The organism is Pseudomonas sp. UBA4194, assembly GCF_002379585.1.
GTDB lineage: Bacteria > Pseudomonadota > Gammaproteobacteria > Pseudomonadales > Pseudomonadaceae > Aquipseudomonas.
Genome location: NZ_DFUE01000082.1, coordinates 1 through 20981 on the forward strand (window position 1 = coordinate 1; position 20981 = coordinate 20981).

The 20981-nt window shown below is 62.0% G+C and carries 20 protein-coding genes; 3 read left to right on the plus strand and 17 right to left on the minus strand.

The window, feature by feature from the left end; all coding sequences use genetic code 11:
• Positions 1 to 346 precede the first annotated feature (346 nt).
• From B3397_RS19715 to B3397_RS19735, 5 genes are all read right to left on the minus strand, one after another.
• On the minus strand, positions 347 to 1375 hold the full coding sequence (locus B3397_RS19715) for a hypothetical protein (RefSeq protein ID WP_296253315.1): 1029 nt from the start codon (positions 1373 to 1375) through the stop codon (positions 347 to 349).
• A gap of 122 nt (positions 1376 to 1497) precedes the next feature.
• On the minus strand, positions 1498 to 2370 hold the full coding sequence (locus tag B3397_RS19720; RefSeq protein ID WP_296253316.1) for a transporter substrate-binding domain-containing protein: 873 nt from the start codon (positions 2368 to 2370) through the stop codon (positions 1498 to 1500).
• A complete protein-coding gene (locus tag B3397_RS19725) occupies positions 2367 to 3128 on the minus strand; it encodes an amino acid ABC transporter ATP-binding protein (RefSeq protein ID WP_296253317.1) in 762 nt (253 codons plus the stop codon). Before B3397_RS19725 ends, B3397_RS19720 begins: the two co-directional genes overlap by 4 nt.
• Positions 3125 to 3784, minus strand: coding sequence for an amino acid ABC transporter permease (locus B3397_RS19730; protein WP_296253318.1), 660 nt, complete (start codon positions 3782 to 3784; stop codon positions 3125 to 3127). The genes B3397_RS19725 and B3397_RS19730 overlap by 4 nt, the downstream gene beginning before the upstream one ends.
• On the minus strand, positions 3765 to 4430 hold the full coding sequence (locus B3397_RS19735) for an amino acid ABC transporter permease (protein ID WP_296253319.1): 666 nt from the start codon (positions 4428 to 4430) through the stop codon (positions 3765 to 3767). The genes B3397_RS19730 and B3397_RS19735 overlap by 20 nt, the downstream gene beginning before the upstream one ends.
• A gap of 200 nt (positions 4431 to 4630) precedes the next feature.
• Here B3397_RS19735 and B3397_RS19740 point away from each other — a divergent pair, with 200 nt between their 5' ends.
• Positions 4631 to 5782, plus strand: coding sequence for a MalY/PatB family protein (locus B3397_RS19740; RefSeq protein WP_296253320.1), 1152 nt, complete (start codon positions 4631 to 4633; stop codon positions 5780 to 5782).
• A gap of 193 nt (positions 5783 to 5975) precedes the next feature.
• Here the strand turns inward: B3397_RS19740 and B3397_RS19745 are convergent, their stop codons facing one another.
• Positions 5976 to 6434, minus strand: coding sequence for an REP-associated tyrosine transposase (locus tag B3397_RS19745; RefSeq protein ID WP_296253321.1), 459 nt, complete (start codon positions 6432 to 6434; stop codon positions 5976 to 5978).
• Between the two features lie 839 nt (positions 6435 to 7273).
• Positions 7274 to 7954 (minus strand): hypothetical protein, encoded by a 681-nt coding sequence (locus B3397_RS19750; protein ID WP_296253323.1) that lies wholly within the window; start codon positions 7952 to 7954, stop codon positions 7274 to 7276.
• A gap of 534 nt (positions 7955 to 8488) precedes the next feature.
• Between B3397_RS19750 and B3397_RS19755 the strand changes: the two genes are divergently transcribed.
• A complete protein-coding gene (locus tag B3397_RS19755) occupies positions 8489 to 8833 on the plus strand; it encodes a hypothetical protein (protein WP_296253324.1) in 345 nt (114 codons plus the stop codon).
• Positions 8834 to 8993: 160 nt separating this feature from the next.
• Here the strand turns inward: B3397_RS19755 and metC are convergent, their stop codons facing one another.
• From metC to B3397_RS19805, 10 genes are read right to left on the minus strand one after another with little or no spacing between them, the layout of a single operon-like run.
• Positions 8994 to 11699, minus strand: a complete 2706-nt coding sequence (gene metC / locus B3397_RS19760) for a cystathionine beta-lyase (RefSeq protein WP_296253326.1) — start codon at positions 11697 to 11699, stop codon at positions 8994 to 8996.
• 32 nt (positions 11700 to 11731) lie between these two features.
• The gene (locus tag B3397_RS19765; protein ID WP_296253327.1) at positions 11732 to 12382 is read right to left on the minus strand and encodes a glutathione S-transferase family protein; all 651 of its coding nucleotides are present in this window, start codon (positions 12380 to 12382) and stop codon (positions 11732 to 11734) included.
• Positions 12379 to 12969 carry a cysteine dioxygenase gene (locus B3397_RS19770; protein ID WP_296253328.1) on the minus strand — a complete coding sequence of 197 codons (591 nt, stop codon included), beginning with the start codon at positions 12967 to 12969 and terminating at the stop codon, positions 12379 to 12381. The genes B3397_RS19765 and B3397_RS19770 overlap by 4 nt, the downstream gene beginning before the upstream one ends.
• A 47-nt stretch (positions 12970 to 13016) precedes the next feature.
• Positions 13017 to 13835 (minus strand): amino acid ABC transporter ATP-binding protein, encoded by an 819-nt coding sequence (locus B3397_RS19775; RefSeq protein ID WP_296253329.1) that lies wholly within the window; start codon positions 13833 to 13835, stop codon positions 13017 to 13019.
• On the minus strand, positions 13825 to 14505 hold the full coding sequence (locus tag B3397_RS19780; protein ID WP_296253330.1) for an amino acid ABC transporter permease: 681 nt from the start codon (positions 14503 to 14505) through the stop codon (positions 13825 to 13827). The genes B3397_RS19775 and B3397_RS19780 overlap by 11 nt, the downstream gene beginning before the upstream one ends.
• Complete coding sequence (locus B3397_RS19785; protein ID WP_296253331.1) at positions 14495 to 15229, minus strand: amino acid ABC transporter permease; 735 nt, start codon at positions 15227 to 15229, stop codon at positions 14495 to 14497. Before B3397_RS19785 ends, B3397_RS19780 begins: the two co-directional genes overlap by 11 nt.
• Positions 15226 to 16440, minus strand: coding sequence for an aminotransferase class I/II-fold pyridoxal phosphate-dependent enzyme (locus tag B3397_RS19790; RefSeq protein WP_296253332.1), 1215 nt, complete (start codon positions 16438 to 16440; stop codon positions 15226 to 15228). The genes B3397_RS19785 and B3397_RS19790 overlap by 4 nt, the downstream gene beginning before the upstream one ends.
• Entirely contained in the window at positions 16437 to 17864 is a 1428-nt protein-coding gene (locus B3397_RS19795) for an FAD-binding oxidoreductase (protein ID WP_296253333.1), read from the minus strand. The genes B3397_RS19790 and B3397_RS19795 overlap by 4 nt, the downstream gene beginning before the upstream one ends.
• Complete coding sequence (locus tag B3397_RS19800; RefSeq protein ID WP_296253334.1) at positions 17861 to 18700, minus strand: transporter substrate-binding domain-containing protein; 840 nt, start codon at positions 18698 to 18700, stop codon at positions 17861 to 17863. Before B3397_RS19800 ends, B3397_RS19795 begins: the two co-directional genes overlap by 4 nt.
• Positions 18701 to 18727: 27 nt before the next feature.
• Entirely contained in the window at positions 18728 to 19567 is an 840-nt protein-coding gene (locus B3397_RS19805; RefSeq protein WP_296253335.1) for a transporter substrate-binding domain-containing protein, read from the minus strand.
• Between the two features lie 240 nt (positions 19568 to 19807).
• Here B3397_RS19805 and B3397_RS19810 point away from each other — a divergent pair, with 240 nt between their 5' ends.
• A complete protein-coding gene (locus B3397_RS19810; protein ID WP_296253337.1) occupies positions 19808 to 20665 on the plus strand; it encodes a LysR substrate-binding domain-containing protein in 858 nt (285 codons plus the stop codon).
• The last annotated feature ends 316 nt before the right edge of the window (positions 20666 to 20981 follow it).

Below are 20981 nucleotides of genomic sequence, written 5' to 3' on the forward strand. Positions count from 1 at the left end.
GTGAGCCGTGTCGCGGGCGCCGTGTAGCAGCGGCGTAAGCCGCGTCGCAGACGCCGTAACATTGCAGGGATACCGTGTGATGGCCGGACCCGGCTTACGCCGGTGCTACAGGTGCCGTGAGCGCGTCGCAGACGCCGTGTAGCAGCGGCGTGAGCCGCGTCACAGGCGCCGCAACATTGCAGGGACACCGTGTGAGGGCCGGACCCGGCTTACGCCGGTGCTACAGGTGCCGTGAGCCGTGTCGCGGGCGGCGTGTAGCAGCGGCGTGAGCCGCGTCAGGGCGATGAAAAAGCCCGCGCTGACAAGGTCAGCGCGGGCTTTGGTGTGGCGCGTTGCGAAGGTTAGATCAAACGGCGGCAACGACCTTGGCAGGTGGCTGGGTGCGACGACCCAGAACACCAGCACCGGCAGCTACCAGGCCCGAGATCACCAGGGTGATCAGCAGAATCCAGGCACCTTGGGAAACGCGTTTGGCAGCCACTTCAGCAGCCTCGCGGGCTTTCTGTTCGGCTTGCGCTTTCAGCTCCTGGTACTTGGCATAAGCCTGACGATAGCTGGCCTGAGCCTGATCAACGATCTGGTTGGCTTCAGCATCGGTCTTGTTGCCACGGGCCTTGATCAGATTGACCAATGCCTGACGGTCGGCAGCATCCCACGCCTGGTCGCCTTTGGCTTTGATGCGGTCCATCAGGCCGCCCAATTGCTCATCGGCTTGCTGTGGGTTTTCAGCGCTGCGCTGTGCGGTGTTCTGAGCGTCCTGCTGGGTAGCCTGAGCTTCCTGCTTGACGTTGTCTGGGTTCAGCTCAGGCTTCCCGGTCTGACGCATGGCTTGCTCGATCTCACCCTGGATATCATCCAGATTGAAGTCGATACCCTGCTCGCGCAGCTGATCCTGAATCTTGCCACCCAGCGCCGGAGCTACTTGAGCGATGCCACTGCCCAGCGCCGATACGCCGCTGCCGGCCAGGTTCAAGCCACCGCGAACCACGCCGGTCACAGCGCTGGAAACCAGATACACAGTGATCAGCGAGACACTGGCCCATACCAACAGACCATGAAATGCGCCTTCGCGCTGAGCCAGACGGCCTGCGGCCCAGCCGCCGACGAACAGCGAAATCACCGAGCTAACCACCACCCAGATGCCCGCACCGGTACCCACGCCCGACAACGGGTTGGCTTCCTGCAACGGATCGATGCTGGCGCTGCCGATAGCCGTACCCAACAGGTTGAGCAACAGCGAAACCACCATGGCCAGTACTACCCCGGCAAGGATCGCACTCCAGGAAATTCGCTTGAGCAATGGCGCAGTAGTGGTCTGGTCATGGTAGACCGGAGTGGTGTAGCCATCTGGAGCAATGCGGTCATCACGGATCATGATGGGAGTCCTTCGAGTCAATGGGCAGAGCGAGTTAAATCACGCGCTTACAGCAATGACCCGAAGGCGTGCATGAAAGTTTGAAAATATCTTTGAATATCTTTTTTCACTTCATGCTGAGGTCAGGGCTTCCAGTGCCCGCCTTCGACGATGACCACGTTGGGATCGGTACCCTCGGGCAGATCCTTGCGCACGTATTGGTCGTACAGCTTGAGCAGGGCTTTCTCCTCACCCAGCTTCGCCAGTTCCGTGTTGACCCAGTCACGCAGCTCCGTATTGCCCTTCTTTACGGCGGGCGCAATGGGGGCTTCGGCACCCAGCTTTTCATCCAGCACTCGGTAGCCCGGGTTCTGCTTGGCCCAGTTGAACAGCACCAGATTGTCCTGGGCATAGGCATCGCCACGGCCGTTGGCCAGCGCCTGCAACGACTCGGAATTCTTCTCGAATTTGAGCACTTTCCAATCCGGGTGGTTCTTGGTCAACCACAGATCGGCCGTGGTGCCGGTCGTGACGATGGTGGTCTTGTCAGCCAGGTCGTCCAGTTTGCGTACCTCACTGGCATCCGGCACCAGCGCCTGCACAGCCACGCGCAAGTTGGGATTGGTGAAGTCCACCGCTTGGGCGCGCTCCGGGGTGACGGTCATGTTGGCCAGGATCAGATCGACCTTGTCGCTTTGCAGAAACGGAATGCGGCTGGCCGGTTCCACACTGACGAACTCGATCTTTTTCTCGTCGCCCAACAGGTCCTTGGCAAAGCGCTTGCCCAGATCGGTGTCGAAACCTACGTACTCGCCCTGCTCGTTGACGAAGCCAAACGGCGGCTTGTCGCTGAACACGCCGACAATCAACTTGTCGCGGGCCTTGATGGCTTCCAGAGAGCTGGTGGCCGGCTTCGGCACCGCGGGAGCCGCGGCCTTCTGTTCGGCCGGCTTGTCGCAACCGGCCAGCAAGCCGAAGGCGATGAAGGGTACAACCAGGGCAGTTTTAAAACTCACGACGCTTTCCTTTTTGGCATGTTTTCTACATAGGAAAACCTTTCCAGGAACTGCTGCGCGCGTGCGGTCTGCGGGGCACTGAAGAAGGTTTCAGGATCGTTCTGTTCCGCGATACGGCCACGGTCCATGAACAGAATTCGGTCGGCCACCGCGCGGGCAAACGCCATCTCATGGGTGACGATGAGCATGGTCATGCCACCCTCGGCGAGGTCCAGGATGACTTCAAGCACCTCCTTGACCATCTCCGGGTCCAGCGCCGCAGTGACTTCATCGAACAGCATGACCTTGGGGTTCATGCACAAGGCGCGCACGATGGCGATACGTTGCTGCTGGCCGCCAGACAGCTCCCGTGGATAGGCGTCGCGGCGATCGGCCAGACCGACGCGCGCCAGCAACGCTTCGGCCTGCTGTCGCGCTTGGCCTACCGGGCGCTTCTGCACCCGCACCGGGCCGAGCAGGATGTTGTCGAGCACGGTCATGTTCGGAAACAGGTGATAGCTCTGGAACACCATGCCCACCTGCTGGCGCACCTGGCGCCAGTCCGCATTGGCTGGCAGGCGTTGGCCATCGAAGCTCAGGCTGCCGCTCTGACCCAGCTCAAGGCCGTTGAGGCAGCGCAGCAGGGTGCTTTTGCCGCAACCACTGGGGCCCAGAATGACCACGACTTCGCCCTCGGTGACCTGCAGGTCGATATCGCGCAACACCGGCGTAGCACCAAAGCTCTTGTTGAAACCGGACAGTTCGATCAATGCACTCATGCGTGATTCCAGCGCCGTTCCAGCACGCGCGAAGCGGCCGACAGCGGATAACAGACGAAGAAAAAGAACAGGAACAGAAAGCCGTAGATCAGCACTGACTCGTAGGTGCGCTCGATGATCTGCTGTCCGACCTTGGTGATGTCGACCACACCGATGAGCACTGCCAGCGAGCTGGTCTTGATCAAGCGGGTGTAGACGTTGATCACCGGCGGCGTCAGGCGCTTCAATGCCTGGGGCAGCAGAACATGGCCGTACAGCTGGCCCAGGCCCAGGCCGATGGCCAACCCTGCTTCGCGCTGTCCACGGGGAATGGAGCGCAACGCCCCGCGCACCACTTCGCCGACCTCACTGGCGCCCCATAGGGACAGCACCAGTACGGCGCACCAGAACGCCGGCAGGCTGACGGCGAAGAAAATAGGCAGGCCGAAGAACAACAGGTACAGCCACACCAGCACCGGAATGGCGCGAAACAGCTCCAGATAGATGCGCAGTGGTATGTCCAGCCAGCGCTTTCCCAGGCTGCGCAATACGCCGTAAACCACGCCACCGATGCTGCTGAAGGCGACTGCCAGAGCAGAAATGCTCAGCGTCCGCGCAGCACCGTTGAGCAACTGCGGCGCCGACACCCACAACAACTCAAGACCCGAACTGGCCATGCTGGAGCCTCCTTTCCAGAACGCCGAGCAACAGCGACAGTGGCAAGAACAGCAGGACACAGAGCAGGGTCATGACCGCGAGCATTTCGTAGGTCTTGTAGTACAGGGCAATGTAATTCTTGGTGGTGTAGAGGATCTCTGGCACCGCCACTGCCGATACCACAGTGGTTTCCTTGAGCAGGAAAACGAAATTGGCGAACAATGCCGGCAGGCTCAAGATACCGGCTTGGGGCAGAATGATGTGGCGCAACAACTGCCAGCGCGACAAGCCGATGGACAGCCCCGACTCGATCTGCGCTTTGGGCACCGCTTCGATGCCGGCACGCAGGATCTCGGTGAGATAGGCGCCGCCGAGAAAGGTCATGGCGATCACCGCGGCGGCAAATCCGGAAATGCGAATGCCCGCCGCGGGTAGCGCAAAGTAGATGAAGAACAGCTGGATCAGCAGCGGCGTATTGCGTGCCAGCTCTACATAGATCGGCACCAGGCGATGCAGCAGCGGCACGCGAAAGCTGACAATGGCTGCGTTGAGCACGGCAACCGCAAGCGAGGTGAGAATGGCGATCAAGCCCACTTGCAAAGTGACGCCCACGGCTTTCAAGAAAGCGGGCAGCGTGGAGAGAGCGAAGGCATAGTCGAAGGTCATTGCAGGCCCGCCGCAATGACGATTGAAAGAAGAGGAAGCACAGCGCGCGGCCTTGTTCGAATAATTGCCATACATCGTAAAGCTTTGTTTTTAATATCATTAATACCCAATACGCATATGGATATAGCCGCTGTCTCAAGGCTGCGGTTAACATTGCCGGGCGAGTTCTTCAACTTCATGCATTCAGCCACGAGCAACCGATGAGCACTAATCTGGACACCCTGTTCGACCGGACAGGCACTGGCAGTAAAAAATGGAGCCGTTACCCCGAGGACGTACTGCCGATGTGGGTCGCCGATATGGACTTCGCCGCGCCGCCGGCGGTGCTGACGCGTTTGCAGGCACGCCTCGAGCACCCGATATTCGGCTACAGCCAGGGCAGTGATGAACTGCGCCAGGCACTGGTGGATTACCTGGCGCGGCACTACGACTGGCACGTTCAGCGCCAGGACCTGGTGTTTCTGCCCGGGGTGATGCCGGGTGTCAACATGGCCTTGCACGGTCTGGTGGCTCAGGGCGCAGGGGTGGTGGTGCAGACGCCGAACTATCCGCCATTGCGGTCCGCCGCCAGCGAATGGCAGTTGCCGAGTATTGAAGTGCCGCTGATTGCGAGCGTCGATGGTCAGTGGGCCAGCGACCCCGCGCTGATGCAGCGCGCGCTGAATGGCGCGGGCGCCTTGCTGTTGAGCAACCCGCACAATCCAGTGGGCAAGACCTGGTCCCGCGAAGAGCTGCGCGTTCTGGGTGAGGCGTGCGTGGCGCAGGATGTGCTGATCATCTCCGATGAAATTCACGCCGACCTTCAGTACGACGGCCGCCGCCACGTACCCATCGCATCGCTGTCTGCGGAGCTGGGGCAGCGCACGATCACCTTCATGTCGGCGAGCAAGGCCTACAACATCGCCGGCCTGAAAACCGCTTTCGCCATCATTCAGAACCCCAGGCTGCGTGCTCGTTTCGATGCCGCCCGGGCGGGAATGGTGGACAGTGTCAACACCCTGGGCCTGGAGGCCACCCACGCCGCCTATGCCGATGCAGGGGATTGGCTGGAAAGCCTGAAGACCTATCTGCAGGGTAATCGGGATTATCTGCTCGAAACAGTGCGCACCCGGCTGCCAGGGGTGGTGGTGCATGCCCCGCAGAGCACCTACCTCGCCTGGCTGGATTGCTCGGCGCTGGACCTGGAGAATCCGTACCGGTTCTTCCTCGAAAAAGCCAAGGTAGGTTTCAGCGCCGGGCCGGACTTCGGCAGTGGCCTGGGGCAGTTCGTGCGGTTGAACTTTGGCTGTCCGCGAGCGGTGCTGGAGGAAGGGCTGGCGCGAATGGAAAGGAGTTTGCGCGAGCGGGTTTGAGCTTCAGGGCCAGCACTGTTGGCCCAATCGCTTACTCCCTGTAGGAGCCGGCTCTACACCCCGAACCCGGCTCACGCCAGCCCCCCACGCCAAAGAATGTAGCAGCGGCGCAAGCCGCGTCCAGCCATACCACAACCCCCCGACACACCGCGGCGCCCCGGACCCGGCTCACGCCGGTGCTACAGGTCGGGTGTCAGAGCCATGCGGCGTCCCAGAATGGGTATTCGCCGATTCGCTCGCAAAGACCGGCTTCGACAGGGTTCATGATGATGTACCGCGCAATATTCTTGAGATCTTCCTCTTTACGCACGGCGCGGTCATAGAAGCCCTTCTGCCACAGCCGGCCCGTACAGCCGTTATGCCGGTTGACAGCCAGACTGCTGCGCGCCTTGATCTTGCCAATGGCGTCACCCAACGAACGCTCGTTGAGACGGAACAACCAATGCAGATGATCAGGCATGATGACGAAAGCAAACGACTCCACCAAACCCTGATCCTGCGCCGCGCGCATTTCGCGGATCAACAGCCGGCTACTGTCGAAACACCGGAAGACCGGCCGACGCTGCTCGGTGACACAGGTCACTACGTACAACCCGCCCGCCACGCTGAAACGGCCTTTTCGCAGGGTGTAAGCCCTCTTGCACGCAGACATTCCTTTGCCCTCGGAAAAAGCCGAAACCTATGCCCGAGAGACCCTGAGAGCAAGAGTTAAAAAGTGTCCCCACATGTCACCCCCTGTAGCAGCGGCGTGAGCCGCGTCCAGGCGTTCCGCGGTGTGCCAGGTGCAATATGGAGGGCCGGACCCGGCTTACGCCGGTGCTACAGGGGTTCTGGGGGAATGTAGCAGCGGCGTGAGCCGCGTCCAGGCTTTCCGCGGTGTGCCAGGTGCAATATGGAGGGCCGGACCCGGCTTACGCCGGTGCTACAGGGGTTCTGGGGGAATGTAGCAGCGGCGTGAGCCGCGTCCAGGCGGTCCGTGGTGTGCCAGGTGCGATGTTGAGGCCCGGACCCGGCTTACGCCGGTGCTACAGGGGTTCTGGGGGAATGTAGCAGCGGCGTGAGCCGCGTCCAGGCGGTCCGCGGTGTGCCAGGTGCAATATGGAGGGCCGGACCCGGCTTACGCCGGTGCTACAGGGGTGGAGGGAGATGTAGCAGCGGCGTGAGCCGCGTCCCGGCGGTCCGCGGTGTGCCAGGTGCGATGTTGAGGGCCGGACCCGGCTTACGCCGGTGCTACAGGTGCACTGCTCAAGCGCCTTAAACGAGATAAAGGGTGCAGCGTTTTCACAAGTATGCGCTTTGAGACTTCCGAGGATCTCCCTGCCCATATTGCCCAAAGTTAGAAGGATGAGCGCGAAATCAGCAATTCGCGTAGTCGCATCTAGAGGGCTCGTCTGATAATCACTGAGCAGCGAGGTGTGCATAGCTTGGGTATCGATCACACTATTGCCCTCAGCGTCTGCGAAATTCATCGTGGCCAAAAGGTCGACTTGATCAAAGGGTCAATTGCGCTGTCAGCACTGCTATGTGGCCTCTGATGATACCGTTCTCAACTTTCGTGGTCCACTTGGTAAAGCTTTCGCCCTTAACGCCAAATTGGGCTTGCTTAGCAAGATAGTTAGAACTCCACGCATCCTTGCTAACAACTTCCATCTTTTCAACGAATTTATTCGATGCGTCTAGACCATTACTACGATTCGCCCACATCGCCATCTCGGCAATGAGGGCAAGATTGGGATCTGCACGATCCAGGTCGCCCGCCCCATTTGGGTTACGAGACGCAGCATCGAACGCGGAGTCGACGTAGTCCATTACAACGTTTAGCTGTCCTTGGTCTGCTGAGTCGACTATGGGTTGCTGCGAAAGCAACGCTTGATCAATTAACTCCCGGTCAGCCGCGGATAGCTTATTTGAAGCGGTCGAGTTAATGGTTGCCGTGTACAACGCGTCTGCTTTTTCGCGCGTGAGGGCGCCTCGTTCGACCTCTGCGCTCAGGATAAGAGCAAGCGTTGATTGGGCACCGTCGTTCTTACTTGTATCATGCTGAAACACTCCATACGTCAACCCACTTAGTCCGGTGGAATAACTGGAAACATATGGGCTGCGCGTGGAGATTTCGCCGAAACGTACGGCTGCCCCGACAAACGCTGTTAATTGTTCTCTATTTAAAGACATTGGCAACTCCTTGAGTCATCGTAGAGGCCGTGATTTAATTCACGGCACACCATGACAATACCCAGCGGAGGATCCACGAATGAGATATCTATTTAGCCCAATAGTTTTTCTACTGCTTGCTCAGCCTGCCGCGGCTGATGAAGAATTCCGGATATCCTTTCCACCTGCACAGTCCAGCTTATTGAATGTGAACCCGATCGATTGGAAAGCTCGAGTAAAAGACTTCAACGATTTCGCAATATTCGTTAACAATCCCACATGATTTGAATCATGCCAAGATATATATTACCTGCCAGTAACAACTTCACATTACGGAAATACCAGTTGGGGTGGAATCTGCTTGACGGCGACATCTAAAGAAACGGTATTCGTCTGCAATGACCAGATGAATGGCCATTTTAAGATTTTCAAGAAATTCCAACTGGATCCTGGATGGATCGCTGTGACGATTTTCGAGAACTGCTGGGGCGGATGAACACCTTTGCCAGCAGCAGTAGGTAGCCCTTAATCAGCTAAATTGACAAGGAATGTTTCGTGATCAAACCAACCCTATTCTCCCTCCTGCTTGTTTTGGTTCAGGGGTCCTACGCCTCGGCTGGAGCGGCAGACACGCATGAACAACAGCAGGAGCAAAACCGCATGGACGAGCGGCTGCCCGGTGAGGCTGGACCTGCGTGCAATGCGATCTATTACGAAGGCGTACCAGGAGAAGATGGCAGCGCCATCAGGCGACCGAGATGTGCGGTGGCGGCTTCGGAGAAAGAGGCGCAGAGATGCAATGCGGCGATGAATGCGAAGTCGCTTGGCATGGCGGCGTTAGGGCACAACGCTGAGGCGATGGGAGAGATGGTGTTCAGAAATTGCTGGGGTGAACCGTAAAACCTGTAGCAGCGGCGTGAGCCGCGTCGGGTTCTCTGGCGGTATGGGTGATATACCGCGGGGGAGCCGACCCGGCTTACGCCGGTGCTACAGGGGGTGGGGTGAGCCGCGTCGGTATGGGTGATATACCGCGGCGGATGGGACCCGGCTTACGCCGGTGCTACAGGGGGTGGGTGGTGAATGCGTGGTGGAGGTCGGTGGTGAGGGTGGTGACATCCTCCAGGCCGATGTGCAGGCGTACTATGGGTCCGGGGGTGCGGGTCGCAAAGGTGCGATCAGCCGTATCTCCCAGGGTCACCAGGCTTTCATAACCACCCCAGGATGCGCCCAAACCGAACACCTGCAACGCATCGATGAAGGCCTCGGCCCGCGCCAATCCGGGTTCGGCGAACTCGAACGAGAGCAAACCGTTGCTGCCGCTGCAATCGCGGCGCCACAGCGCATGGCCTGGATGGTCCGGCAACGCCGGATGAAACACCCGCGCCACTTCCGGACGGGCGAGCAACCACTGAGCAATCTCCAGCCCCTGGCGCTCGTGCACGTCCAGGCGGCTGGCCAGGGTGCGTGCACCGCGCAGCACCAGCCAGGCGTCATCGGGGCTGACCGTATTGCCGAAGGTATCGCTCATCCGCGACAGCGCGGGGAACGCCGCTTCGGTGGTGCAGACACTGCCCATCATCACATCACTATGGCCGGCGACGTACTTGGTCAGGGCCATGATGGAAATGTCCGCACCCAACGCAAGCGGGCGGTACAGATAGCCACTGCCCCAGGTGTTGTCCACCGCCAGCAGCACGTTGCGCGGTTTGCACAGCCCTGCGATGGCCGGCAGGTCGAGCATTTCGTACAGCAGCGAGCTCGGACTCTCAGCATAGACCATCCGGGTGTTGGCCTTGAAGGCCTGCTCCAGGCCAGTGCCATCGGCGCGGAAGTAGTCCACCTCGATGCCGAAAGGTTGCAGGAAGTCCCTGGCCAGCCTGCGCACTGGGCCATACACACCATCGGTGATCAATACGTGATCCCCTGGGCGCAGGTATGCCAGAAACGTCTGCGCCGCCGCGGCGAGTCCGGTGGCAAACAGCTTGGTGCGATAGCCCCCTTCCAGATCGGTGATCAGGTCTTCCAGCGCGAACGCCGTGGGATTGCCCCGCGCGCCATAGCTCAACACCCGTTCCTGATCGCGCCGGGCACGGGCGTCGCGCATCTGCGCCAGGTTGTCGAACAGCACCGTGCTCAAGCGTATCAACGGCGGGTTGACGCCCTGCGCTCCGGCACCGCGCGGACCGCGGCCACCCTGGATCAACCGCGTACGCAGCGGCTCGGCCGCTACCAGCGGGCTGAAGCTGGCGATCTCCTGTTCGGTCATCTGCGCGATCAGACCGGTTTCCCAGGCCAGATACTGCCGCGCCGCTTCCTTGTTGCCGGCGTGGCGGTCGTGCACGAAGAACAGAAAGTCGATGCACTGCTCATCGCGCAAGGTACCGGCGCCGTCCACCAGCGGCAGCCCACTGTTCTGCCAATCAACCAACACACGTACACCGGCGCGCTGGTCCTGAGGAAGCTCTCTGGCAGCCAGCTGAGCCACGGCTGGCTCATCCACGATCAGGACCAGCGGCCGCTGCTCACCGCGCACCTGCTCGGCCAGCAGCGGGCGGATCGACCACTTCGCGCCGGCCACATGACGTTGGCGGTAGGCGGTACTTGAGCGCAGGTCGATCATCAGCGCACCGTCCAGCTCGGCGGCGGTCGCCGCCGGCAAATCGATGACCGCCGCCTCCGGCGCCGGCAAAGCCAGGCCACTGCCCTTCCCCCCCTCCAGCACATACGCTTGGTGCCCCAACTGCCGCAGCCAGCTGGCCACCACCGGGGCGCGTACTCCATCATCGTCGAACAGCACCACACGGGCGTTGCGTACGCCGATGTACAAGTCCGTTCCCTGTATCAGCTGACCACCCGGCGTATGCTGCGCACCGGGCAACGTACCGGCGGCAAACTCTTCGGGCGTGCGCACATCCCCTAAAAACAAGCTGCGACCGGCGTCGTCTGCCCATTGGCGCACCTGCTCTGCGCTGACCCAGACCACGCCAGCGCGGCAGGCCAGGTCACGGGCACGGGCGAGCTGTTCAGCGGTGGCAGGCTGGTCAAAGCGCGGCGGATAGTGCGTGTGAGTGCCATGACCCAGGCTCTGGTCCGCGAGGAACCAGCCCTGAGTGCCGTTCTCCAGCGCATACACCGGGTTCTTGATACCGAGGTTCAGCAGCGTCTGCGCGCCAATGATGCTGCGCGTGCGGCCGGCGCAATTGATGACGATGGGGGTGCTGTCGTCGGCGACCAGATCTTCCAGGCGCAGGCTCAACTCACCATTGGGGCAGCACACGGCGCCGGGGATATTCATCTTGCGAAACTCTTCCAGCGGCCGGCCATCGAGCACCACCGGTGGCTGCTCCAGCTGCTGCCAGGCGAGCAACTGTGGCGCTGTCACGTAAGGCGTGTGACAGGCGTGCTCGACGATCTCGCCAAATGCCTTGGACGGCAGGTGTACGCCGGCGAACAACTCGTTGCCCGCTGCCTTCCAGCCATCGGCGCCCCCGGCCAGGGCCCAGGTGTTGCGGTAACCCAACTCGGCCAACCGGGCCAACGCCAATTGCGCCAGCGCCCCTTCGTCCTGGTCGTAGACCACCAGGCGCACCTGGCGATTGGGCGCCAGACGTGGCGCTTCGATCTCCAGGCGGCTATAGGGCAGGTTGACACCGTGGAACAGGTGCGCCTCGCCATACTGGCCATGTTCGCGCACGTCGAACAGGGCGATTTCCTGTCCATCGAACAGCCATTGTTTGAGTTGCGCAGGGGTTAGGGTCTGGCTCATGGGGGTACCGTCGAAGCTGGAAGAAAGAGTGCTTATTCGAGGATCAGCGAACGCTCGGCCGGTGCCACTTCACGGCCCTTGGCATAAGCGCGCTGCACGGCAGGACGCGCCTTGATCGCCTCGCGCCAGGCGCGGATATGCGGGTACTCGGCGAGGACGATGCCGTGGCGCATCGGCTGGATCCAGGGAAAGATCGCCATGTCGGCGATCGAGTACTCGCCCGCCACGAAGGGGTGCCGGGCCAGACGCTGTTCCAGCACGCCGTACAGACGCAGCGCTTCGCTGTGCAGCAGATCCAGCGCAAAGGCAATCGGCTCTGGCGCCTTTTCCCGGAACACCTGCAGCTGGCTGAGGTACGGCGTGACGTGCCCGACCTGCCAGAACAGCCACTCCTGAACCCGCTGACGCTCGACGCTGCCCGCCGGCGGCAGGAAGCGCCCTGCCCCGTCGGCCAGATAATTGAGAATCGCGCCGGACTCGAACAGGCTCATCGGGCCACCTGCCGCCCGATGGTCGACGATGGCTGGAATCCGCCCATTGCCACTGATCTGCTGGAAGCTGGCAAACTTCTGTTCGCCCTGACGAATGTTGACGGGAAGCAGCTGGTACTGCGCCCCCAACTCTTCGAGCAGGATGCCGATTTTCAAGCCATTGGCGGTGGGCCAGTAGTAAAGATCGATCACAGTCCGAAGGCCTCGATGGAGGGTGTCATCTGCGACTTGTTGTAGTTCAGCACGGTACCGTCGGCCTTGACGCCATAACGGTTTTCCAGCTCTTCCAGTGGGCGACCGTAGAGATGAAAATGCAGCGTCGGGTGTTCGCCGTCGACGCTGATGCCGTGCAGGTCCTCGCCCAGGAACGAGATCGAGGTGCCCGGCTGCACGATCACTTCCTTGTCCAGGTGCAGGTCGGCGCGGGTCGGGTCGCTGCCGTCGTCGGTGCGACGGAACACCTGATTAAGCTCCTGGCCTTCGATCGCCACGATCACCGCCCACGTCTCGTGGTTGTGCGCGATGGTGCTTTTGCCAGGCAGCAGCGAATTCACGTACAGCGTCGGAGTATCGCCGTCATCGTTCAGGCGATAGCGGAACTGGGTATTGCCTTCGCCAGCGGTGGGTGCCGGAAACCGTTCGAAGTTGAACAGCTCGCGCCGCCCGGCCAAGGCCTCGAGCAGGCCGACGATTTCCTCCAGGGCCTGGCGATCGACGCCACGCTGGTGAATGGCACGAATTTGCTGCAGAAAGGGTTGCACTACGGAATCAGCGGACATGGTCGAGGCTCTCTTGTCAGGCATCAGGTCGGTTCATTCAGCCGCCGTCACACGGACAGGCTGTAGCGGCTCAGGTTGCTCAGCACGTCGGGCGCCGGCTTGTGTTGCCGGCGGCCGCTTTCACCCATGGCGTGACGCAGAAATGCCTGGGTACGTTCGTTATGGGGGTGCTGGAATATCTGCTCGGCACTGCCGAACTCGGTGATCAGGCCGTGCTCGGTGAAATACACCACGTCGCTGATTTCCTCAGCGAAGCGCATTTCATGGGTCACCAACACACAGGTCATACCCTCCTCCGTGAGCTCGCGAATCACCGTCAGTACCTCACCCACGGTTTCGGGGTCCAGGGCCGAGGTCACTTCGTCGAACAGAATCAGTTCCGGGCGCATGGCCAGGGCGCGGGCAATCGCGACCCGCTGCTGCTGGCCACCGGACAACTGACCTGGGTAGGCATCGGCCTTGTGCTCCATGCGCACCTTGGCGAGCAGCTCACGGGCTTCACGCTCGGCGTCGGCACGCTGGCGGCCGAGCACCTTGAGCGGTGCGATCACCAGGTTTTCCAGCACCGACAGGTGAGGAAACAGGTTGTACTGCTGGAACACGAAGCCCACGCGCTTGCGCAGCGCGATGAACTCAGCCTCGCTGCTCAGCGAATGCACCGCGGTATCGCCTACCCGAAGGCTGCCTGCCTGCGGCCGCAGCAGCCCGGTGATGCAGCGCAGAATGGTCGACTTGCCCGAGCCCGACGGGCCGATGATCGACACCGCCTGGCCCCGATGCACATCCAGGTCGATGCCCTTGAGCACTGGGTTGTCGCCGAACGCCAGTTGCACGTCGCGCAGGCTGATTAGGGGTTCAGAAAGCATAGCGGCGCTCCAGGCGTTGGGTCAGGCGGGAAATCGGATAGCAATAGGCGAAGAACAGTGCCAGCAGGCTGAAATAGATCAGCACGGTGAAGCCGGTCAGGTTGACGGTGTTGCTGGCGATCTGCGCGGTGTCGATCACATCGTGCACGCCCACCAGTGATGACAGCGCGGTGCCCATGGTCACCACTGCATAGAGGTTCATCCAGGGCGGCAGCATGCGTTTGAAGCACTGCGGCAGGATGATCGAGCGAAAGATCTGGCCGCGGTCGAACGCCAGCGAACGGGCCGCTTCCCACTGAGTGCTGGGGATCGAGCCAATCGCCCCACGAAAGATCTCTGCCACATTGGCGCTGGCCGGCAACGCCAGACCCACGGTGACCTTGAGCCAATCCGGGAACGGCAGATAGTGGCTCCCTACATGGATTTCGAACGGAAACACGTAGGTGGTGAAGTAGATCAACACCAGCCACGGCGCGTTGCGAAATACCTGCACCCACACCTTGGCTGCCATGCGCAACGGTGCCAGCGGCGACATGGCCAGCGCGCCGATCACCAGCCCGGCCAAGGTGCCCAGGGCGATCGCAGTGATGCTGATGAGGATGTTCTGCATCAAGCCGACGCCCAGCGCCGGGGACCATTGCCACAGGGCAAGGCATATTTCAGTGACCATAGCCAGGCATCCTCAGGCGTGCTTCCAGCGCACGGCCGGCACAGTTGACCAGAAAGCTCAGCAGGCCGAAAAACGACAGCATGAGGATCATCAGCTCGATGACGTTATCGCTCTGGGTCCAGATCATGATCGAGGCGTAGGTGATGTCATTGACCGCGATGGCCGAGGCCACAGCGGTCATCTTCACCAGGTCGATCAGGTTATTGACCAAGGCCGGCAAAGCGAAACGCACCGCCAGCGGCAGCTGCACGTTCCACAGCAACTGCCGACGGTCGAAAGCCAGCGAGCTGGCCGCTTCCAGGGTTACCGCAGGCACCGCCTCGATGCCGGAGCGCAGCGACTCGGCATGAAACGCCCCCTTGTGCAGGGAAATCACGATCACCACCCAGGCGAATGGCGTCAGCGGATTGGCCGCGCCGACAGCTTGAGTCAGCAGCATGTTGAGTACCAGGAACGCACAATAGAGCTGCACCAGCGTGGGCGTATTGCGCGTGACCTCGATGAACGCCCGCGCAGGCAATGCCAACCAGCGCTTGCCACTGGTCAAGGCCGCCGCCAGGGCAACGCCCACCAGCAGGCTGCCGACAATGGTCAATACACACAGATAGATCGTCGTCAGCGCGCCCTCGACCATGCTCCCGCGCTGATAAGCGTCCAGCAGAAAGTGGTAGTTCAAGCCGAGCTTGTCGGCCGCATCGACGAACCCTTGCAATCCAAAGCTCATGCATTGGCCTCGCGTAGGCGACCGCAGGCACCGGCGATGCGGCGGCCGGCCTCGATCACGCTGTCGGTGGCCGTGGCGATGGACAGGCGGAACCAGGGCGACAGACCGTAGGCGCTGCCCGCCACGACCGCAACGCCCTCTTCCAGAAACCAGTCCACCAGATCGGCGTCGCTGTCGATGCTCACCCCGTCCGGACGCACGCGGCCCAACAGTTCGGCGCAACGTACGAAGACGAAGAAGCCACCTTCGGGCTCGAGTACCTGCAGGCCCGGGACCACGCTCAGGGCGTGGACCAACACATCGCGGCGCTCCTGGTAAGCCGCCACCTGCGGCTGCAGAAACGCCAGGCCGCCCTGGAACGCCGCAAGGGCCGCGGCTTGGCCCACCGATGAAGCGCCGGACGCCGACTGCGACTGCACCACGGCCATGGCTTGAGTCAGTAACTTGGGCCCGGCGCCGAAGCCGATGCGCCACCCGGTCATGGCGTAGGTCTTCGACACCCCACCCACCAGCAGGCAGCGTTCGGCCAGATCCGGCGCCACGTTGAGCAGGTTCAGCGGCTGCCCGGCGTCGAAGCGAATGTGCTCGTACAGTTCGTCCAGCAGCACCAGCACCTGGGGATGACGGCGCAGCACTGCGGCCAGGCCCTGCAGCTCGTCGGCGCTGTAGATCGCGCCGCTGGGGTTGCTCGGGCTATTGAGGATCAGCCAACGGGTACGCTCGCCGATGGCCGCTTCGAGTTGCTCGGGGGTCAATTTGCACCCTTGCTCCAGCGGACACTCGAGCAGGATCGGCACACCACCGTTGAAGCGCACGCTGTCGGGGAACGTCGGCCAGTAAGGCACCGGCACCAGTACTTCATCGCCTTCGTCCAGCGTGGCGGCGAAGGCATTGAAGATGATGCCCTTGGCACCATTGCCGACCACGATCTGCGCCAGCGTGTAATCCAGGCGGTTCTCATCCTGCAACTTTTGCTGGATGGCGAGGCGCAACGCCTTCACCCCTGGGGTGGCCGTGTATTTGGTCGCGCCGCCTTCGATGGCCGCGTAGGCCGCCTGCTTGATGTGCTCGGGGGTATCGAAATCGGGCTCGCCGGTGGTCAGGTCGAGAATGTCCCGCCCTTGCTCGCGCAGTTCGGTGACGCGGGATTTGGCTGCGGCATTGGCTGACAGCGTGACACGCTGGACCCGTTGTGACAGTTGCAGACTCATGGTGTCTCCAGCGGCAGGACTTTGCCGGGGTTGAGCAGATTGTGCGGGTCGAGGGCGCGTTTGATGCGGCGCATCAGGTCCAGCTCCACCGGGCTCTTGTAGTCGCCGAGCAGGTCACGCTTGCGCTGGCCGACACCGTGCTCAGCGCTGATCGAACCGCCGTGGGCATGGGCGCTGTCGTGGACCAGACGACTGAGCGCGGCGTAGTTGGCCATGTGCGCGGCCACGGTCGAGTCCAGCGGATGGGCGACGTTGTAATGCAGGTTGCCGTCGCCCAAGTGACCGAACGTAAAGTTGCGTACGCCGGGGAAGTGCTGCTGGAGCAAGGCGCCGGTGCGTTCGACGAACTCATTGATGCGCGATACCGGCAGCGAGATGTCGTGCTTCATGTTGCGCCCGGCACGGGCCTGGGCTTCGCTCATGTTTTCGCGCAACTGCCACATCGCGTCGCTCTGGGCCAGGCTTTGGGCAATGACTGCATCCTCGATCAGCTCGCTTTCCAGAGCGCTGCTCAAGACCGCTTCGAACAGCGCGCGGGCACTGTCCTCGGCCTGCGGGTGGGACAGCTCGATCAACGCATACCACGGCTGGCTGCGCTCGCCAAACGGCAGCACGGCCTCGGGAAACTGCTCTTGCAGCAGGGTCAGGCATTGTGCCGAGAGGAGTTCGAAAGCGGTCAGACTGGCGCCGAAGCCATTGCGCGCATGGGAAAGAAAGGCGACAGCGCTGGGTAGCGAGGCAAAGGCCACGAAGGCAGTGCAGCGGGATTCAGGCAATGGGAACAACTTGACCGTCGCAGCGGTGATGATACCCAGCGTGCCTTCGCTGCCGATGTAGAGATCGCGCAGGTCGTAGCCGGTGTTGTCCTTGCGCAGCCCGCGCAGGCCGTGCCAGATCTCGCCTTCGGCGGTCACCACCTCCAGACCCAGGGTCAGTTCGCGGGCATTGCCATAGCGCAACACGCCGGTACCACCGGCATTGGTGCCCAGGTTACCGCCCAGGGTGCAGCTGCCCTCCGCGCCCAGGCTCAGCGGGAACAGCCTGCCTGCGGCGCGTGCGGCGGCTTGCACGTTGGCCAGGATGCAACCGGCTTCCACGGTGAGCGTGTCGTTGTCGGTATCGACGTCGCGGATGCGATTCATGCGATCGAGCAACATCAGCACCGAGCGGCCGCTGCCGTCGGGCGTGGCACCGGCCATCAAGCCTGTGTTGCCACCCTGCACCACCACCGGTGCTGCATGGTGGGCGCACAGGCGCACCACCCCCGCGACCTCCTCGGCTGACGCTGGATGGACAATGGCCTGGACCCGGCCATGGTACTGGCGATGCTTGTCGCTGAGCACGGGCAGGCCGACTTCGTCAGCCTGTACATGACGCTCGCCGAGCAGCGCCTGCAAGGCGGCGAACAAGGTCGGCTCGGTCATTTCGCCGCCTGCAGGGCTGGCGCGTCCTTGTATTTTTCGTGCAGTGCATGCAAGGCCGCCGAAGGGTGCATGCCCGTCCGCTCGCCCAACTCCAGCAGCCAGCCAGAGCGGTGCCAGTCGCGCACGATGGCGTCGATGCGGGCCTGGGTATCATGCTCGCCCTTGCGGATCCAGATCACCGAGTCGGAAGGAATCAGGTCGCTGTCCAAGGGAATTTCGTACTCGGCCCATTCGGCATTGTCGAGCAGACCGTGCATGGTCGGGCTGACGTGCACCGACGCCACACAACCGTTGCCGCGCAGTGAAAGCAGCGACTCGGACTGGCTGCGGAACGCCTTGATCTGAGCGCCATACTGCTGTTGCAACGGCTCGATGAAATTGCTGCCCTGGGACACGCACACCGGCTTGCCCTTGAGGTCGGCCCAGGTCTTGATACCTGCGCCTTTGTGCATCAGCGCGGCACCACCGACCTGCTCGTACGGCGTCGGCACATAATCCAGAATCTGTGCACGCTCGTCGGTGTACTGCATGTTGGCGATCAGCACGTCGACCTTACCCTGCTGCAGGAACTGCACGCGGTTGGGTGCCAGTACCGAAACGGTTTCCACGTCCACCCCCAGGCGCTTGCCCAGTTCGTTGGCCAACTCGACGTTGTAGCCCTGGTGTTGGCGAGTCTGCGGGTCGATGGTGCCGAACGGCGCGCCGGTCAGCATCACGCCGACGCTGATCTTGTGGCGATCCTGAATCTTGTCCAGGGTGGCGTCAGCATGGGCCAGGCCCAGGTTGAGACTGCACAGCAGCGCCAGCACGGTCGCGCGCGGGAAACGGTTTCTCATCATCAGGTCCTTGTTGGAATTCGGGGATCAGGCGCCTTCGGCGCTCAGCTCTTTTTGCAGCTTCACCAAGGTGGGCGAGGCTGGCGTGATGTGGTTGCTGCGCTCGTGCTCGATCAGCCAGCCGCTGCGATGCCAGCCTTTGACGATGGGGTCCAGGCGGGCTTGGGTGTCGCTTTCGCCGCTGCGCGTCCAGATCACTGAAGGCGCCGGATTCAGTTCCGGGGTCAAGGCGCGATAGCCCTGCCACTCACCGCCACGGGCGAGCAAGGGATTGATCAGCGTGGCGTCATGCACCGCGGCCACGCAGTTGCTGCCGCGCAGCGCCAACAGGGATTCGGCCGAGCCTTTGAAGGCTTTCAGGTCCACGCCCAACTGCACCAGCGCCTGGGTGTAGCTGCTGCCCTGAGAGGTGCACACCGCCTGGCCCTTGAGGTCGGCCCAGCTGTGGTAGGGGCTGTCTGCCAATACCGCAGCAGTGCCACCGACGGTGTAGAACGGCGTCGGCACGTGACCCAGCAACTTGTCGCGTTCAGGCGTCCATTCCATGTTGGCGATCAGTAGATCGACCCTGCCTTGTTGCAGGAACTGCACGCGGTTGGCCGGGAGCACCGACACCAGTTCGACCTCGACGCCCAACTGGCGAGCCAGGTCGTTGGCCATGTCGACGTTGAGGCCGACGGGCTTTTGGGTGGTGGGGTCGATGGCGCCGAACGGGCCGCCGGAGAGCATGACGCCTACCACCAGGCGCTGGCGGTCCTGGATCTTGTCCAGCGTGGCATCGGCCTGAGCGACCGCAGCGAAGGTGACTGCAGCAGCGGCAACGAGAGCACCGACAGCCTGACGGCAAAACTTGAAACGTGGCGACATGAACTTCTCCCCTGCCTGCCGGAACGGCCGGCGCGATGGAGGGGCATGCTAGGGAGTGAGGCGTCACTAAGGAAATTCAAATATCTAATATTGTTATAACTTAAAGCATGCAAGGGGCCTCGCTGGCGCACATGACCCTTTAAATACGGGACCTAGAGAAAACTAACGCGCCGCTTTACACGTCCAAACATTATGCTTTCTAATGAATTAACGTTGAAACCTAATGGTCAGACTTCGCCCATGAGCCAATCCACCCTCGACCTCGAACTGCTCCGAACCTTCGTTGCGGTGGCCGACCAGGCCAGTTTCGGTGCTGCCGGTCAGCACCTGGGGCGCACCCAATCTTCAGTCACTCAGCACATGCAGCGCCTGGAGCAGCAGGTGGGGGTCAGCCTGTTGCACAAGCAAGGCCGGCAGAAAGCGCTGACCGACGCCGGTCGCCAGCTACTGCGCCACGCCCGGCAGATGCTGGCGCTCAACGATGACGCCTTGGACCGCCTGCGCGACAACAGCCTGAGCGGCATGCTGCGCATCGGCTCGCCCCACGACATCGCGGATACCATCCTGCCACCCATTCTCAGCCACATCGCTCGCTCGGCGCCCAACCTGCGTCTGGAAATCGACGTGGGCCGCAGCCCGTTTCTGATGGACGACCTGCATCGCGGCAAGGTCGATATGGTGATCTCCACGCGTACCGACCCTACCCTGGAGGGCTTTGCCCTGCGGACCTCGCCGGTGTGGTGGATCTGCGCGGCGCAGTATCACCACGATCCCTCTCAGCCCTTGCCGCTGGTGCTGGTGGATGAGCCCAGCATTTACCGCCGGATCGCCCTGCAGGCGTTGGAAGCCCACGACATCGCCTGGCGTCAGGCTTACCTGGCCAGCAACCTGATCGGCATCAAGGCGGCGGTACGTGCAGGGCTTGGAGTGACCGCGCGAAGCATGGAGATGGTCGGCCCGGACATGCGCGTGCTCGGCGAAAGCGACGGCCTGCCGCGCCTGCCGGATGTGACTTACCACCTATGGGTACGCCCCAACGCCGTGAACCCCTTGGTACAGCGAGCCTACGACCTCATCCGCAGCAGCCAAAACCCGTAGCAGCGGCATAAGCCGCGCCCGGCCCCACCACGTTACCCCTGATACACCGCGGCGCCCCGGACCCGGCTTACGCCGGTGCTACAGGTTGTCGTACGGCGCCAATGCGTTGTTGCTGACACACCGCGGCGTCCCCGACCCGGCTTACGCCGGTGCTACAGGTTGTCGTACAGCGCCAATGCGTTGTTGCTGACACACCCCGGTGCCCCCGACCCGGCTTACGCCGGCGCAACACCGCAGCCTGTAGCAGCGGCGTAAGCCGCGTCCGGCACCACCGCGTTACCCCTGATACACCGCAGCGCCCCGGACCCGGCTTACG